Here is a 16,147-nt window from a genome sequence, read left to right on the forward strand (position 1 = left end):
GCTTCGGGGGAGGTGGCGGAAAACGGGGGAATGCTGCGGGGTCGGACGGGCCGGGGGGTCTCGTCCGGCCCCGTCGGCGTGTGGCCCCGGTGTCCGGGAGGCCACTTTGGGCGGGCGGCCTCCCGGACAGGCCATCAGTGGGCGGGGACGAGCCCCCGCATCTGCCCCCGCTACATCGTCTGCCGCGCCTCGTACGCCTCCGCTACGCCGTCCCCCGCGCCGCAGGCGCCCGCCGACAGCGTCCCGCTGCCGCGGCGGCCAGGCGGCCCAGGGCCTCTTCCTTGCCGCAGGCGTACGCGCCCAGTGCCTGCTGCCGGGCCACGATCCGCCGCTCCGCGCGCATCAGCCGCCACCCCCGCCGCAGCAGGAACGGCACCGACTTGCGGCCCTCCCGCAGATCCCGCATCAGCCGACGGCGGAATGTCGTCGTAGGACGGCCGCGCAGGCACAGGGCGTCCGCGAGTACGCCCAGTTCCTGGCACCGTTCGACGATGTCCGCCGCGAAGATCCCCTCGGCCACGAACAGTGGTGTGCGGTCGATATGGAGGGCCTCGTGGTCGACGCGGGAGCTCGTGGCGATGTCGTACACCGGGACGCTCGTCCGCCCCGTGCGGCACAGCTGCGTGATCGCGGCGACCGCCGCATCGGCGTCCCAGGACTGTGCGGAGTCCCAGTCGATGTCCGTGCTTCCGGGGACGAGCGGCAGCGTGGGGTCGTCGCCCTCCTTGTAGAAGTCGTCCAGGCGCAGCACCGGCAGATCGGTGCGGGCGGCGAGGGAGGACTTGCCGGAGCCGGAGGGGCCCGCGAGCAGCACGACGCGGGTCGGGAGCGGTTGGGAATTCACAGGACACGAGTGTGAGGCATTGACCCGCGCAGGGGATCCCCCGGAGGTCGGGTTGGTATCGAGCATCACACCTCAACTACTCTACGCATTCAAATGGTTACTCGATCGACCCGATCAGGTGGGAACTCCATGGCACGTCACGCACTTTCCAGGTCCCGGCGCCGCGCTCTGCTGCGGACAGGTCTGACCGTCACCGCGGTGGGCGCCGCACTCGGCGCGGGAGGTGCGGCCGCCCAGGCGGCGCCGCTGCCCCTCGTACCGGCCACGGGCGTCGACACCGGCCTCGGCGAGAGGGGTGAGGCGGCCACCGGGGCGCTCGGGCACTCGCTCCAGAACGGCATCGCACCGGTGACGCATCAGCGGCTCGACCCGCTGGCCGGTACGGGCATGGACCCGCTGAACAACACGGTGGAGACGCAGATCGCCGACTTCAAGCCGCTCTCCACGGCCGCCGTCACCGGCCCGGTGACCCGCGGCGGCGCGCTGAAGGACCTGCCGGGGGTGGGACAGGTCGCACAACGGCTGCACGGCTGAGACGGATGCGGACGCGGCCCGTTCCTCCGGGAATCCGGAGAAGCGGGCCGCGTCCGTGCGGGTGGGCCGGACCGGCCCTCGCGCGGTCAGTGCGAGGAGGCGGTGCGAGGAGTCAGTACGAGGACCCCGAGGCGCCGAGCGCGCCCGTCGGGTGCCAGACCGTCTTCGTCTCCAGGAAGGCCGTCAGGCGGCGGGTGCCCGGATCGGCCGACCAGTCGAACGCGCCGTCGCCGTCGCCGCGGTGAACCCGCTTCAGGTTGTCCGCCGCCGCGATCTCCAGCTCCTTCGCGAGCGCGGAGTCCGCCCCCGTGAGGTCGATGGCGTTCACGTCCTGGTGGGACGCGAGCGGTGCCGCGATCTCCGCGGTCCTTCCGGACAGGATGTTCACCACGCCGCCCGGCAGGTCGGAGGTGGCCAGCACCTCGCCCAGGGACAGGGCCGGCAGCGGGGCGTTCGCCGAAGCGATGACGACCGCCGTGTTGCCGGTCGCGATCACCGGGGCGATCACCGAGACCAGGCCCAGGAACGACGACTCCTGGGGCGCCAGGACCGCGACCACACCGGTCGGTTCGGGCGTGGAGAGGTTGAAGAACGGGCCCGCGACCGGGTTCGCCCCGCCCACGACCTGGGCGATCTTGTCGGTCCAGCCCGCGTACCAGACCCAGCGGTCGATCGCCGCGTCCACCACGGTCGCCGCCTTGGACTTGGACAGGCCCTCCGCGTCCGCCACTTCCCGGACGAACTGGTCCTTGCGGCCCTCCAGCATCTCCGCGACGCGGTAGAGGATCTGGCCGCGGTTGTACGCCGTCGCGCCCGACCAGCCGCCGAACGCCTTGCGCGCGGCCACGACCGAGTCACGCGCGTCCTTGCGGGAGGACTGGGGGGCGTTCGCCAGCCACTTGCCCTTGCCCGCCGCGCCAGCGGCTGAATTCTTCGCCGTCACCTCGTACACCCGGCCGCTCTCGGAGCGGGGGAACTTGCCCCCGACGTACAGCTTGTAGGTCTTCAGCACAGTCAAGCGGTCAGACATCGAGGTACGCCTCCAGGCCGTGACGGCCGCCTTCGCGGCCGAAGCCCGACTCCTTGTAGCCGCCGAAGGGCGAGGTCGGGTCGAACTTGTTGAACGTGTTGGCCCAGACGACGCCCGCCCGGAGCTTGTTCGCCACCGCGAGGATGCGGGAGCCCTTCTCCGTCCAGATGCCGGCCGAGAGTCCGTACTGGCTGTTGTTGGCCTTGGCGACCGCCTCGTCGGGCGTACGGAACGACAGCACCGACAGCACCGGGCCGAAGATCTCGTCGCGGGCGATCGTGTGCGCCTGGGTGACGTTCGTGAACAGCGTCGGGGCGAACCAGTAGCCGGAGGAGGGGAGTTCGCACGGGGCGGACCAGCGTTCGGCACCCTCCGCCTCGCCGGTCTCGGTGAGCGCGGTGATCCGGGCGAGCTGCTCCGCGGAGTTGATCGCGCCGATGTCGGTGTTCTTGTCGAGCGGGTCACCGAGCCGGAGCGTGGACAGTCGGCGCTTCAGGGCGTCCAGCAGCTCGTCCTGGATCGACTCCTGCACGAGCAGGCGCGAGCCCGCGCAGCAGACCTGGCCCTGGTTGAAGAAGATGCCGGTGACGATGCCCTCGACGGCCTGGTCGATGGGGGCGTCGTCGAAGACGATGTTGGCGCCCTTGCCGCCCAGTTCCAGGGTGACCTTCTTGTCCGTACCGGCGATCCGGCGGGCGATGGCCTTGCCGACCGCGGTCGAGCCGGTGAAGGCGATCTTGTCGACGCCTTCGTGCTCGACGAGGGCGGCGCCCGCGTCCCCGTACCCGGTGAGGATGTTCACGACACCCTTGGGCAGGCCGGCCTGGCGACAGATGTCCGCGAAGAACAGTGCGGAGAGCGGGGTCGTCTCGGCGGGCTTGAGGACCACCGTGTTGCCGGTGGCGAGCGCCGGGGCGATCTTCCACGCGAGCATGAGGAGCGGGAAGTTCCAGGGAATGATCTGGCCCGCGACGCCGAGGGGGCGCGGGTTCGTTCCGTAACCGGCGTGGTCCAGCTTGTCGGCCCAGCCCGCGTAGTAGAAGAAGTGCGCCGCGACCAGGGGGAGGTCCGCGTCGCGGGTCTCCTTGATCGGCTTGCCGTTGTCGAGGGTTTCGAGAACGGCGAGCTCGCGGCTGCGCTCCTGGATGATCCGGGCGATCCGGAAGAGGTACTTGGCACGCTCGGAGCCGGGCAGCGCCGACCACTTCTCGAACGCCTTGCGGGCCGCCTGCACGGCCCGGTCGACGTCCGCGGCGCCGGCCTGCGCGACCTCGGAGAGCACCTCCTCGGTGCTCGGCGAGAGAGTCTTGAAGACCTTGCCGTCGGCCGCGTCGGTGAACTCACCGTCGATGAACAGGCCGTACGAGGGCGCGATGTCGACGACCGCGCGCGACTCGGGCGCGGGTGCGTACTCGAATGCAGATGCCATGGGGATCAGTCCACCGTCACGTAATCGGGGCCGGAGTAACGGCCGGTGCTGAGCTTCTGGCGCTGCATCAGCAGATCGTTCAGCAGGCTGGAGGCGCCGAAGCGGAACCAGTGGTTGTCCAGCCAGTCCTCGCCCGCGGTCTCGTTCACCAGCACCAGGAACTTGATCGCGTCCTTGGAGGTACGGATGCCGCCGGCCGGCTTCACACCGATCTGTACACCGGTCTGCGCCCGGAAGTCGCGCACGGCCTCCAGCATCAGCAGGGTGTTCGCGGGCGTCGCGTTGGTGCCCACCTTGCCGGTCGACGTCTTGATGAAGTCCGCGCCCGCCAGCATGCCGAGCCAGGAGGCGCGGCGGATGTTGTCGTACGTGGAGAGTTCGCCGGTCTCGAAGATCACCTTCAGCCGGGCGTCGGCGCCGTCCGCCCGCGCGCACTCGGCCTTCACGGCCAGGATCTCCTCGTACACCTTGAGGTAGCGGCCGGAGAGGAAGGCGCCCCGGTCGATCACCATGTCGATCTCGTCGGCCCCGGCGGCCACGGCGTCGCGGACATCCGCGAGCTTGACGTCGAGCGCGGCGCGGCCGGCGGGGAAGGCCGTCGCCACGGAAGCCACCTTCACGCCGGAACCTGCCAGCGCGGCGACGGCGGTCGCCGCCATGTCGGGGTAGACACAGACCGCGGCGGTGCGCGGGGTCGTGCGGTCGGTCGGATCGGGATGGACGGCCTTGGCGGCGAGGGCCCGGACCTTGCCCGGGGTGTCCGCGCCTTCCAGCGTCGTCAGGTCGATCATCGAGATGGCCAGGTCGATCGCGTACGCCTTGGCCGTCGTCTTGATCGAGCGGGTTCCGAGGGAGGCGGCGCGTGCTTCGAGGCCGACGGCGTCGACGCCGGGCAGCCCGTGCAGGAAGCGGCGCAGCGCACTGTCGGACGCGGTCGCGTCGGAGAATGCAGGAGCTGTGGTGGGCATGGTCACCAGATGAGCATATCTACGCGCGTAGCGACCTGTACAGGGGGTCGGGCCCTCCGAGCGTCGCGCGGTACCGGGGCGGCCGCCCCGGCGCCCCTTGCGTACGTCAGGCAGAATCGGGCCCATGACGAGCCCCACACCACCCGCCGAGCCGACCTACGCCGACCGGGCCTTCCGGTCGCCCGCCGGGATCGTCGGGGGTGTCCTGCTGCTTCTCCTCATCTGCTGGATCGGCGGGGACGCCGTGGTCCGGGGCAGCGGCCGGGTGCAGTGGCTGGCGCTGGCCGGGCTGCTGACCGTGGTGCCGCTGGTCGCCGCGTTCACGCTGCGGCCCGTCGTGTACGCCAACGACCGGCGCATCCGGATCCGAAACCCGTTCCGGACGATCACCGCGCCGTGGACCGAGGTCGCGGATCTGCGGGCCGGATATTCGAGCGAGCTGTTCACCGAGGACGGCGCCAAGTACCAGCTGTGGGCGGTGCCGGTGTCGCTGCGGCAGCGGAAGAAGGCTGCCCGGCGGCAGGCCCGGCAGTCGCTGGACGACCCGTACGGCCGGACGTCCGCGCACGCCGATGTCCGCGACAGCAGGTCCCGCATGGCGTCGGCCGACCAGACCATGGCGGACCTCCACGAGTTGATGGAGCGGGCCAGGACGGGGGCGGGCGCGAGTGCGGCCGCACAGCCTTCGGCGTCGTCCTCGGAATCCTCGGCGTCCTCGGTTTCGGTGCGCTGGGCCTACGAGTTGATCGCCCCGGCGGTGGTGGGCGTGGTGCTGCTGGTGGTGCTGCTCGCGACCGGCTGAGAGCCTGTCGCACGCCCTCGAAATCATCGCGCCCGCTCGATCGGACCCGATCCATCGCGCCGCGGCGTGCGCATTCGGTGTCCGGCGGCCGCAGGGCCGGGTCCACCGGGCGCGGTCCGGTCTTCCTGCGGCACGGTGGGAAGACGCCGACGCCGGGAGGGAACGGTCAGCACACCGAGGCAGGCGATGACGAGGACGACCCCGGTCCAGCCGAGGGTGGGCAGGTGTTCGCCCACGACCAGGACCGCGAACACGGCCGCCACGGCGGGCTCCAGCAGGGACAGCGTGGTCGCGGTGCTGACCGGGATGCGGGACAGGCCGAAGCCGAACAGGACGTACCCGGTGAACATCGGTACCAGCGCCATGTAGAGGCCGACGCCCGCGTTCGTCCAGGAGGCGAGCAGCGGTGCGCCGGTGGCCATCAGCACCGGCACGAGCATCAGCCCGCCCAGCCCGAACACCGCCCCCATGGCCGCGCGCGACGTGATGCCGCGGGTGATGAGGCGGTGCGCCGCCCACGCGTACACCGCGTACGTCGCGCCGGCGACCAGCCCGAGACCCACGCCGGTGACGGTCTGCCCGGCAGAGCCCGTACCGGTTCCGGAACCGGACTGTGCCGCCTCCGCCGCACACAGCAGTCCGGTGCCGGCCAGGCCCAGCGCGGCACCGGCCATCCACCGCCGGGACAGACGTCGCCGGTCGACGATCCGCTCGATCAGGGCGGATGCCAGTGGGGCCGAGCCGATGGAGACGACCGTTCCCGCCGCGACACCGGCCAGATGCATCGAGGTGTAGAACGCCAGCGGGTACAGGGCCACGCCCGTTCCCCCGATGAGCACGATCCGCCACTGCGCCCTCAGCTCCGTACGGACCCGCGCAATGCGACGCCCGGCCATCAGTGCCTGCAACAGGCCGCCCAGGCCCATCGCCGCCGCGCCGATCGCCAGCGGCCCCACCTGCGGCGCGAAGGTTGCCGCGGTACCCGTGGTGCCCCAGAGCACCGAGGCCAGCAGCACGGCGAGCGCGCCCACGCCCGGGCCGGCGGCGCGCCCGGCAGGCCGCGTCACAGGCCGTCCACCAGACGAGCCGCCATCTCGCGGGCGCGCCGCATGCGTACGCCGTCCCCTTCGAGGCCCGCGCGCACGATGGCCCCTTCGAGCAGGAACGCGAGGTGTTCCGCCGTGGCCCGGGCCCGCTCGTCCTGGCCGGGCAGCAGCTCTTGGAGGTGGGTCGTGAGCAGGCTCTCGACCTCCTCCTTGTGGCGGCGCACCACCGCCCGGCCCTCGTGCCCGGCCGGCAGTTCGGCGGCCGCGTTGAGCAGCCCGCAACCGCGGAAGCCGTGCTCGTAGGCGAGATCGGCATGGTCGGCGTAGGCGTCGAAGACGGCCAGTACGGCCTCCTGCGGGCTCTGCGCGTCGGCCAGGCGCCGCTGGTAGAGGCCGAGCCACTCCTCGTGGCGGGCCAGGAGGTAGGCGCGGACGAGGTCGGCCTTGGAGGCGAAGTTGTTGTAGAGGCTCATCTTCGCCACGCCCGCCTCGGCCGTGATCGTGTCGATCCCCGTCGCCGCCACGCCGTCGGCGTAGAACCGCCGCGCCGCGGCATCGAGAATCCGTCCCCGCGCAGGCCCTGTTCGCCGCCGCTTTCCCGGCTGCTGCCCGGTGGTGCTCGCCTCGCCCATGTCTGTCTCCCGTGGTTAGGTAGACCAGTCTACCTAACCACGTTCCCGATGCGCCGGCCGCGCGGATGCGGCTGCGCCCGCGACGATCGACAGGACAGGACCTATTCCTCCGGGAGCCGGGCCCAGAAGTGGTTGACGATGTCGTCGAGGTAGCGTCGCCCGTTTTCGCCGGAGGCAGTGGTGCCGCCGGCTCGGCTGAGAGTGGCGGCCATGAGGGTCTGGTACTCGTGGTGCATGTCGCGCAGGGGGTCCTGCAGGTCGCGGCGTTCCGTGGAGACGAGGCGGGCGATGGCGCGGATGTGGGCCTGCCAGCGGGTGGAGACGGCTTCGGTGAGGAGGCGGGCGAGTTCGTCCTCGAGGCCGGTGATGGCGACGAAGTCGCGTGGGGGGAGGTTGAGGAGGGCACCGAGTTTGGCGGACTGCCGTTTGTCGCCGGTCCATTGGCCGGTTTCTTCCATGTGGTGGTAGGCGTCGAGGGTGAGGCCGGTGGCGCGGGCGACGTCCTCGGCGGCCAGTCTGCGGGCGAGACGGTGTTCCCGCAGGGTGCGGGGAGCGCCCATGAGTTCGCGGGGGTTGCACCACAGGGCACCGGCCAGGGCGGTGAGTTCGCTGGCGGTGGGCAGTGCGGTGCCGCGTTCCCACGCGGTGATGTGGTCGGGGGTGATGTGGGCTGTGCCGTAGGAGGCGCGCATGCCGTAAGCGACGTGGCCGGGGGCCATCCCGAGTTTCTCGCGCAGGATGCGGGCGGCGCGCGCGTTGAAGGGGAGCGGTGGATGCACGGACTGAGAGTAAGGAGTCACCCGGGGTGAACTCCATGGCCGCTGTCGCCCGCATCCCGGTTTGGCTGGATAGGTCGCCGGTGATTTTGGAGGAACCGACAGGGGCGGTGCGAAAAGGTCAACTAACCGATTCCGTAAAGCGATTGAGATCACGTCTTTGCCGCGTATGATCCGCTCGCAAGGCGCCGTATGTGTGTTCGTACAACTGGCACACGCTTCGGCGCCACTGCCATGTTTTCCCTCGCACCTGCAGGTCCAGGAGACGCAGTCATGCACACCAGCACGACAGGCCCGGCCGAAGCGCCGACAACCAGACCCGGTGGCCCGCTCAACCGGTTCTTCCGCATCGGCGAACGCGGCTCGACGTACGGCCGTGAGATACGCGGCGGATTCGCCACCTTCTTCACGATGGCGTACATCCTCGTACTCAACCCGATCATCCTCAGCAGTACCGAGGACAAGTTCGGCCACCAGCTGGACGCCGGCCAACTGGCCACCGCCACGGCCCTGGTGGCCGCCGTGATGACAGTGATCATGGGTGTGGGCGGCAACCTGCCGCTCGCCCTTGCCGCGGGCCTGGGCCTCAACGCCGTCACCGCCTTCCAGATCGCCCCGCTGATGAGCTGGGACGACGCGATGGGCCTCATCGTGCTCGAAGGCCTGCTGATCTGCGTACTGGTGATGACCGGCTTGCGCGAGGCGATCATGTACGCCATTCCGCAACCCCTCAAGCAGGCCATCAGTGTCGGCATCGGTCTGTTCATCGCCTTCATCGGCTTCGTGGACGCCGGGTTCGTCACCCGCGTCCCGGACGCCGCGAACACCACCGTGCCCGTTCAGATCGGCACCGGCGCCCTCACCGGCTGGCCCATGCTCGTCTTCTGTCTCGGCGTGCTGATGACGATCGTCCTCCTGGTCCGCAAGGTGCAGGGCGCCATCCTCATCAGCATCGTCGTGATGACCGTCGTCGCCGTCGTCATCAACGCGATCGCCAACGTCAAGTCCTGGGGTCTGACCGAGCCCTCGCTGCCCGACAAGCCCGTCGCCGCACCCGACTTCGGGCTCCTGGGCAACTTCGATCTGTTCGGTTCGTTCGGTCAGGTCAGTGTGCTGACCGTCGTCCTGCTCGTCTTCACCCTCATCCTGTCCGACTTCTTCGACACGATGGGCACCGTCGTCGGCGTCACCGCCGAAGCCGGACTCCTCGACGAGCGCGGCCAGGTTCCCGGTCTGGGCCGCGTGCTGCTCATCGACGGTGTGGCTGCCGTCGCCGGCGGCGCCGCCTCCGCCTCGTCCGCCACCACGTACATCGAGTCCGCCGCGGGTGTCGGCGAAGGCGCACGCACCGGTTTCGCCAGCGTCATCACCGGCGGCCTGTTCGGCCTCGCCCTCTTCTTCACCCCCGTTCTCACCATCGTGCCCCTCCAGGCTGCGGCCCCCGCTCTCATCGCGGTCGGGTTCCTGATGATGACCCAGGTCAAGCACATCGACTGGGACCAGTACGAAGTCGCCATCCCCGCCTTCCTGACCATCGCCGTCATGCCGTTCACGTACTCCATCACCAACGGCATCGGCGCCGGCTTCCTCGCCTACGTGGTCATCAAGGCGTGCCTGGGCAAGGCCCGCGAAGTCCACTGGCTGCTCTGGAGCACCGCGGCGCTCTTCCTCGTCTACTTCGCGATCGACCCGCTGGAGCAGCTGCTCAACATCAAGTAGCCGACGTGGTGGACCCGAAACGGAGCGGGGGACGGCCCGGGAAGATCAGCGACGGAGTGTGTGAGCACATCGCGTCCGCCTGATCGCCCGGACGTCCCCCGCCGACCGGGAGACCACCGCCTGCGTCCGCCGGTGCGACGCCCGCGCCGCCGCGCCGCGGCCCCACCGCCGCGGGCAGCCCGGCCGCCCACCGCCGGGGGACCACACATCGACACTCTTACGGCCTGACCCACCGGTCCCGCGTGGGCCCGGACACCGGCTTCACCTACCTGATGCGTACATGAAGCCGATCATTGCGAGCGGTCAGATCCCGGCCGCCGCCGCCAGGTCCCGCTTGATCCCGGCGAGCACTTCCGCACCCCGCGCACGGGCCGCGGGCAGCTCGTCCGTCGAAGCGACCGGCACCACGACCTCCAGGTAGCACTTGAGCTTCGGCTCGGTGCCGCTCGGGCGGACGATTACGCGGGCGCCCTGAAGGTGGTAGCGCAGTCCGTCGGTGGGCGGCAGCTGTGCGGTGCCCCGCGCGAGGTCCTCGGCCGAGGTGACGGGGAGGCCGGCGAGCGCGGTCGGCGGCTGCTCGCGCAGCCGGCGCATGGCGTCCGCGATGACGGAGAGGTCCTCCACCCGGACCGACAACTGGTCGGTGGCGTGCAGTCCGTGGTCGACCGCGATGTCGTCGAGGAGGTCCAGGAGCGTACGCCCCCGCTCCTTGAGCACGGAGGCGAGCTCGGCGACGAGCAGCGCGGCCGTGATGCCGTCCTTGTCACGCACGCCGTCCGGGTCGACGCAGTATCCGAGCGCCTCCTCGTACCCGTACCGCAGGCCGTCCACGCGGGCGATCCACTTGAAGCCGGTCAGCGTCTCCTCGTAACCGAGCCCCGCCTTCTCGGCGATCCGGCCGAGCAGCGAGGACGACACGATCGACTCGGCGAAGACACCGGCCGCCCCCCGGTCCACCAGATGGGCGGCGAGCAGCGCCCCGACCTCGTCGCCGCGCAGCATCCGCCAGCCGCCGTCGGCGGCGGGGTCGGGGACGGCGACGGCGCAGCGGTCGGCGTCCGGGTCGTTGGCGATGACGAGGTCGCAGTCGGTACGGCGTGCGGTGGCGAACGCGAGATCCATCGCGCCGGGCTCTTCCGGATTGGGGAAGGCGACGGTGGGGAACGCCGGGTCGGGCTCGGCCTGTTCGGCGACGAGCACCGGGGCGGGGAACCCGGCGCGGTCGAAGGCGGCGGTGAGCACGGATGTACCGACGCCGTGCATCGCGGTGTACACGGCCCGGGCGGTGCGCGGTGATCCGGCGGCGAGCACGGCGTCCGTGCGGGCCAGGTAGGCGGCCACGACCTCGTCGCCGAGGATCTCCCAGCCGTCGTCGGGGCGGGCCACGCCGTCGAGCGGGCCGACTGCGGCGATCGCGGCGGCGATCTCGCCGTCCGCCGGGGGGACGATCTGCGAGCCGTCCCCGAGGTAGACCTTGTACCCGTTGTCGCGGGGCGGGTTGTGACTGGCCGTCACCTCGACGCCCGCGACGGCGCCCAGGTGGCGGATCGCGTACGCCAGCACGGGCGTGGGCAGCGGGCGGGGGAGCACCGCCGCGCGCAGGCCCGCGCCGGTCATCACGGCCGCGGTGTCCCGGGCGAAGTCGGCGGACTTGTAACGGGCGTCGTACCCGATCACGACGAGCCCGCCGGCGTGTCCCCCGGCCCTGAGATAAGCGGCGAGTCCGGCCGCGGCGCGGATCACGACGGCGCGGTTCATCCGCATCGGCCCGGCCCCCAGCTCGCCGCGGAGCCCGGCCGTGCCGAACTGCAGCGTGCCGGCGAACCGTGCTGCGAGCTCGTCGAGGTCCTCGGCGTCGATGAGCGCGGCGAGCTCGTCACGGGTCTCGGGGTCGGGATCCTCCGCGAGCCACGTCCTGGCCTGCGCGATGAGCTCCTGCTGCACGGTGTCCGCCTTTCTGCGGGATGGAGTGGGTTACGGGGGCGCCGCCCCCGGGCCCCCGCTCCTCAACCGTCGGTGGGGCCTGCTTTTCAGCCTCGCCGACGTTCGGGGCGCGGGGCCCGGGGCGGAGCCCCGGTTCGGGAAGGGGCTCAGATCCGCTCAAGCACCCGAGCCAGCAACGCCCCCATCCGCGTCGCCGAATCCCGCCCCGCCTGCAGCACCTCTTCATGGTTGAGCGGCTCCCCGCTCAGCCCCGCCGCCAGATTCGTGACCAGCGAGATGCCGAGCACCTCGGCCCCCGCCTCCCGTGCGGCGATCGCCTCCAGCACGGTGGACATGCCGACCAGGTCGCCGCCCATGACACGGACCATGTTGATCTCGGCCGGCGTCTCGTAGTGCGGGCCGGGGAACTGCACGTACACCCCCTCTTCGAGGGTCTCGTCGACCTCCTTGCACAGCGCGCGCAGCCGCGGCGAGTACAGGTCGGTCAGGTCGACGAAGTTGGCGCCGACGATGGGGGACGCCGCGGTCAGGTTGATGTGGTCGCTGATCAGGACCGGCTGCCCGGGGCGCATGCCCTCGCGCAGACCACCGCAGCCGTTCGTCAGCACGACGGTCTTGCAGCCCGCGGCGACGGCGGTGCGGACGCCGTGCGCGACGGCGGCGACGCCGCGGCCCTCGTAGAAGTGCGTGCGGCCGAGGAAGACCAGGGCACGCTTCGCGCCGATCCGGTACGAGCGGATGGTGCCGCCGTGCCCCTGCACGGCGGGCGCCGGGAAACCGGGCAGCTCGGTCACCGGGAACTCGGCCTCCGGAGTGCCGAGCGCATCGCCCGCGGGAGCCCAGCCGGACCCCATCACAAGGGCGACGTCGTGGGTCTCGGCACCGGTCAGCTCGCGCAGGCGGGCGGCGGCGTCGGCGGCGGCGGCGTACGGGTCGCCCTGGATGTTGTCCGGAATAACTGATGCGTTCACGCCGATGAGGGTAACCGGTGATTCCCTACGCGCGTAGATGCCCATGCGTAGAGTCTCCACACGCTTCCTCGTACATTCACACAAAAGTGCTGGTCGGCCGGGTCAGCAGGGGCGCTTGCGCAGTTCCATCACATAGTCGTGCGGTGCACCCGCGGACTCCGCGGCGTCCGCGATCTCGCCCAGATAGCGGGCGGACGGCAGCCCGCCCTCGTACCCGTTGAGCACATACATCCAGGCCGGCTCCTCGCCGTCCAGGGTGTGCACCCGTACCCGCATCCGCCGGTAGATGTCGAGGCCGACGCCCTCCCACCGGTCCATGGAGTCCTCGTCCATCGGCGCGATGTCGTACAGCGCCACGAAGACCTGGGAACGGGGGGCCTCCACCACCGTGGCGAGCGCGCCTTCCCAGCCCATCTGCTCCCCGCCGAAGGTCAGCCGCCAGCCGTTGAGCCAGCCGGTGCCGCGCAGCGGGGAATGCGGTGCGCGGCGCGTCATCAGCCGCGCGTCGAGGTTGCCGGCGTACGCGGCGTAGAGCGACATGGGGTCGAGGGTACGGGAGGCTGTGGCCGGAACGTCGATTCCTGTGAGGAAGACCCCGTACGGGGTCTCCGCTCGCGGTCCGGGAACCTCGTCCCGGGCGCCCCGGCGCACGTATGGAGGGCCCCGGGGCGAAGCACCTTGGCGCGTGCGGGACAATGAAGTACGTACTGCATTCCCCGGGGCGACCCCCCGGACCCCCGGCCGGGGCAGCAGACGGCCGCGGGATGACATACGCGAGGCGGACTTTTCGTGACCCGGATCGTGATCATCGGCGGCGGACCCGGCGGATACGAGGCGGCGCTGGTGGGCGCCCAGCTCGGCGCGGAGGTGACCGTCGTCGACTGCGACGGCCTCGGCGGCGCGTCCGTGCTCACCGACTGCGTGCCCTCGAAGACCCTGATCGCGACGGCAGAGGTGATGACCACCTTCGACTCCTCGTACGAGGAGCTGGGCATCATCGTCGCCGACGACACGCCATACATCGAGCAGGCGGCCCGGGTCGTCGGCGTCGACCTCGGCAAGGTCAACCGGCGGGTGAAGCGCCTGGCGCTCGCCCAGTCCCACGACATCACCGCGTCCGTCACCCGGGCCGGCGCCCGGGTGATGCGCGGCCGCGGCCGCCTCGAAGGACTCCAGGCCGCCGACGGCTCCCGCACGGTCGTCGTGACCGCCGCCGACGGTACGGAGGAGACACTCACCGCCGACGCCGTCCTCATATCGACCGGTGGCCACCCCCGGGAGATCCCGGATGCGCTCCCCGACGGCGAGCGCATCCTGAACTGGACCCAGGTCTACGACCTCGACGAGCTCCCCGAGGAGCTCATCGTGGTCGGCTCCGGTGTGACGGGTGCCGAGTTCGCGGGCGCCTACCAGGCGCTCGGCTCGCGCGTCACCCTCGTCTCGTCCCGCGACCGGGTGCTGCCGGGCGAGGACCCGGACGCCGCCGCCGTGCTGGAGGACGTCTTCCGCCGCCGCGGCATGAACGTCATGGCCCGCTCCCGCGCCCAGGCGGCGAAGCGCGTCGGCGACCGGGTCGAGGTCACCCTCGCCGACGGCCGGGTCATCTCCGGTTCGCACTGCCTGATGGCGGTCGGTGCGATCCCGAACAGCGCCGGCATGGGGCTGGAGGAGGCCGGGGTCCGGCTCAAGGAGTCCGGCCACATCTGGACCGACAAGGTCTCCCGTACCAGCGCCCCCGGCGTGTACGCGGCCGGTGACGTCACCGGGATCTTCGCCCTCGCCTCGGTCGCCGCCATGCAGGGCCGGATCGCGATGTACCACTTCCTCGGGGACGCGGTGGCACCGCTGAACCTGAAGACGGTCTCCTCGAACGTCTTCACCGACCCCGAGATCGCCACCGTCGGATACACCCAGGCCGACGTCGACGGCGGCAAGATCGACGCCAGGGTGGTCAAGCTGCCGCTGCTGCGCAACCCGCGCGCCAAGATGCAGGGCATCCGCGACGGCTTCGTCAAGCTCTTCTGCCGGCCCGGCACCGGCATCGTGGTCGGCGGCTGTGTCGTCGCGCCGCGGGCGAGCGAGCTCATTCACCCGATCTCGATCGCGGTCGACAACAATCTGACAGTCGAACAGATCGCAAACGCCTTCACGGTGTACCCGTCCCTGTCGGGATCGATCGCGGAAGTGGCCCGGCAGTTGCACACCCGGAAGAGCGCGGGCGAGGCGTAGGCGCAGTCGCGAAACCCGGCGATCGGCGGCGATCCGCGGCGATCCCCGGCACTTCGCGGCAGCTCAGGCGGTCGTTCGCGGCGTGGGGAGACCGCCGGGTGGGCGTCGAGCGGCCGTCGGCCGATCAGTACGGAACAACAAGGGGCCTCCTATACCACTTGGCGGCCCCTTGTATGCACAACTTCTGTTATTCGGCGCAAACTGCTGAAAACGCTCTGGTGTCACGTTACTGTCAGTTTCGTGTTCGCTGCAGAACGTCGTCAGTTGATCCTCGAAATGGTGCGTGCCAACGGGGCGGTATCGCTCCGTGAGCTCGCCCGCGTCGTCCAGACCTCCGAAGTGACCGTACGGCGGGACGTGCGGGCGCTGGAGGCAGAAGGACTCCTCGACCGCCGGCACGGCGGTGCGGTTTTGCCGGGCGGTTTTACGCGGGAGTCCGGCTTTCCGCAGAAATCCCATCTCGCCACCGCGGAGAAGACGGCCATCGCCGATCTGGCCGCGGGTCTCGTCGAAGAGGGTGAGGCCATCGTCGTCGGTGCCGGTACGACCACGCAGGAGCTGGCCCGCCGGCTCGCTCGGGTCCCCGGTCTGACCGTCGTCACCAACTCACTGCTGGTCGCCCAGGCGCTGGCCCATGCCAACCGGGTGGAAGTGGTGATGACGGGCGGCACCTTACGCGGCTCCAACTACGCCCTGGTGGGCAGCGGCGCCGAGCAGTCCCTCCAGGGGCTGCGGGTCTCGCGCGCGTTCCTTTCCGGGAGCGGGCTCACCGCGGAGCGCGGCCTGTCCACGTCCAACATGCTTTCGGCGAGCGTGGACCGGGCCCTGGTGCAGGCCGCGGCGGAGGTGGTGGTCCTGGCGGACCACACCAAGCTCGGCTCCGACACCATGTTCCAGACGGTGCCGACGGATCTGATCACTCGCCTCGTGACGGACGAACCGCCCGGCCACGACGACCGCGCTGCCACCGAACTCCAGGCGCTGGCGGACCAGGGCGTGCAGATCGCGGTGGCCGGCGCGGGCAGCGGCCCGGCGCCGGCGGAAGCCCTCCCACCGGGCCGCCAGCCCCGGCGCGACATGCCGCTCCCCGGCCAGCGCCGTACGCGCGGTGGCCCCGGAGGGCCGGGGCCACAGCAACTGAGGAGCGCGGCGGCGCTGGCGGAGCAGGGACCGGGGGACCGCGCGAGGGTGGCGGATCTGCGGCGCCGGTAGGGGGCGCGGGA

At 71.1% G+C, this 16,147-nt stretch carries 15 protein-coding genes; 5 read left to right on the top strand and 10 right to left on the bottom strand.

Annotation, left to right across the window (positions count from 1 at the left end; all coding sequences use genetic code 11):
• Nucleotides 1–202: 202 nt before the first annotated feature.
• Entirely contained in the window at nt 203–910 is a 708-nt protein-coding gene (locus ACZ7L9_RS12135; protein ID WP_471414618.1) for a uridine kinase family protein, read from the bottom strand.
• A gap of 63 nt (nt 911–973) precedes the next feature.
• Here ACZ7L9_RS12135 and ACZ7L9_RS12140 point away from each other — a divergent pair, with 63 nt between their 5' ends.
• On the top strand, nt 974–1,378 hold the full coding sequence (locus ACZ7L9_RS12140; RefSeq protein WP_471414619.1) for a hypothetical protein: 405 nt from the start codon (nt 974–976) through the stop codon (nt 1,376–1,378).
• Nucleotides 1,379–1,490: 112 nt separating this feature from the next.
• On the opposite strand, the gene ACZ7L9_RS12145 is transcribed toward ACZ7L9_RS12140, so the two are convergent.
• Genes ACZ7L9_RS12145 through deoC form a run of 3 tightly spaced genes read right to left on the bottom strand, consistent with a single transcriptional unit; the run spans nt 1,491 to nt 4,805 of the window.
• A complete protein-coding gene (locus ACZ7L9_RS12145) occupies nt 1,491–2,408 on the bottom strand; it encodes an aldehyde dehydrogenase family protein (protein WP_471414621.1) in 918 nt (305 codons plus the stop codon).
• Entirely contained in the window at nt 2,401–3,837 is a 1,437-nt protein-coding gene (locus ACZ7L9_RS12150) for an aldehyde dehydrogenase family protein (protein WP_471414623.1), read from the bottom strand. Before ACZ7L9_RS12150 ends, ACZ7L9_RS12145 begins: the two co-directional genes overlap by 8 nt.
• Before the next feature lie 5 nt (nt 3,838–3,842).
• Entirely contained in the window at nt 3,843–4,805 is a 963-nt protein-coding gene (gene deoC / locus ACZ7L9_RS12155) for a deoxyribose-phosphate aldolase (RefSeq protein ID WP_471414694.1), read from the bottom strand.
• 124 nt (nt 4,806–4,929) lie between these two features.
• Between deoC and ACZ7L9_RS12160 the strand changes: the two genes are divergently transcribed.
• Complete coding sequence (locus ACZ7L9_RS12160) at nt 4,930–5,607, top strand: PH domain-containing protein (protein ID WP_471414625.1); 678 nt, start codon at nt 4,930–4,932, stop codon at nt 5,605–5,607.
• Between the two features lie 23 nt (nt 5,608–5,630).
• Here ACZ7L9_RS12160 and ACZ7L9_RS12165 read toward each other — a convergent pair whose 3' ends face one another.
• From ACZ7L9_RS12165 to ACZ7L9_RS12175, 3 genes are all read right to left on the bottom strand, one after another.
• A complete protein-coding gene (locus ACZ7L9_RS12165; protein ID WP_471414626.1) occupies nt 5,631–6,674 on the bottom strand; it encodes a DMT family transporter in 1,044 nt (347 codons plus the stop codon).
• A complete protein-coding gene (locus tag ACZ7L9_RS12170; RefSeq protein ID WP_471414628.1) occupies nt 6,671–7,285 on the bottom strand; it encodes a TetR/AcrR family transcriptional regulator in 615 nt (204 codons plus the stop codon). Before ACZ7L9_RS12170 ends, ACZ7L9_RS12165 begins: the two co-directional genes overlap by 4 nt.
• A 101-nt stretch (nt 7,286–7,386) precedes the next feature.
• Entirely contained in the window at nt 7,387–8,064 is a 678-nt protein-coding gene (locus tag ACZ7L9_RS12175; RefSeq protein ID WP_471414630.1) for a helix-turn-helix domain-containing protein, read from the bottom strand.
• A 270-nt stretch (nt 8,065–8,334) separates the two neighbouring features.
• Here ACZ7L9_RS12175 and ACZ7L9_RS12180 point away from each other — a divergent pair, with 270 nt between their 5' ends.
• On the top strand, nt 8,335–9,780 hold the full coding sequence (locus ACZ7L9_RS12180; RefSeq protein WP_471414632.1) for an NCS2 family permease: 1,446 nt from the start codon (nt 8,335–8,337) through the stop codon (nt 9,778–9,780).
• Between the two features lie 303 nt (nt 9,781–10,083).
• Here the strand turns inward: ACZ7L9_RS12180 and ACZ7L9_RS12185 are convergent, their stop codons facing one another.
• From ACZ7L9_RS12185 to ACZ7L9_RS12195, 3 genes are all read right to left on the bottom strand, one after another.
• Entirely contained in the window at nt 10,084–11,724 is a 1,641-nt protein-coding gene (locus ACZ7L9_RS12185; RefSeq protein ID WP_471414634.1) for a phospho-sugar mutase, read from the bottom strand.
• A 146-nt stretch (nt 11,725–11,870) separates the two neighbouring features.
• Nucleotides 11,871–12,695 (bottom strand): purine-nucleoside phosphorylase, encoded by an 825-nt coding sequence (locus tag ACZ7L9_RS12190; protein ID WP_471414635.1) that lies wholly within the window; start codon nt 12,693–12,695, stop codon nt 11,871–11,873.
• A 102-nt stretch (nt 12,696–12,797) separates the two neighbouring features.
• Nucleotides 12,798–13,235: a gamma-glutamylcyclotransferase family protein gene (locus ACZ7L9_RS12195; protein ID WP_351082125.1), complete on the bottom strand. Its 438-nt coding sequence runs from the start codon at nt 13,233–13,235 to the stop codon at nt 12,798–12,800.
• A gap of 249 nt (nt 13,236–13,484) precedes the next feature.
• On the opposite strand from ACZ7L9_RS12195, the gene ACZ7L9_RS12200 reads away from it, so the two are divergent.
• Together ACZ7L9_RS12200 and ACZ7L9_RS12205 are read left to right on the top strand one after the other, a co-directional pair.
• On the top strand, nt 13,485–14,924 hold the full coding sequence (locus ACZ7L9_RS12200) for an NAD(P)H-quinone dehydrogenase (protein WP_471414637.1): 1,440 nt from the start codon (nt 13,485–13,487) through the stop codon (nt 14,922–14,924).
• A gap of 240 nt (nt 14,925–15,164) precedes the next feature.
• On the top strand, nt 15,165–16,136 hold the full coding sequence (locus ACZ7L9_RS12205) for a DeoR/GlpR family DNA-binding transcription regulator (RefSeq protein ID WP_471414639.1): 972 nt from the start codon (nt 15,165–15,167) through the stop codon (nt 16,134–16,136).
• The last annotated feature ends 11 nt before the right edge of the window (nt 16,137–16,147 follow it).

The sequence above is a fragment of the Streptomyces sp. NPDC111516 genome, assembly GCF_055635345.1.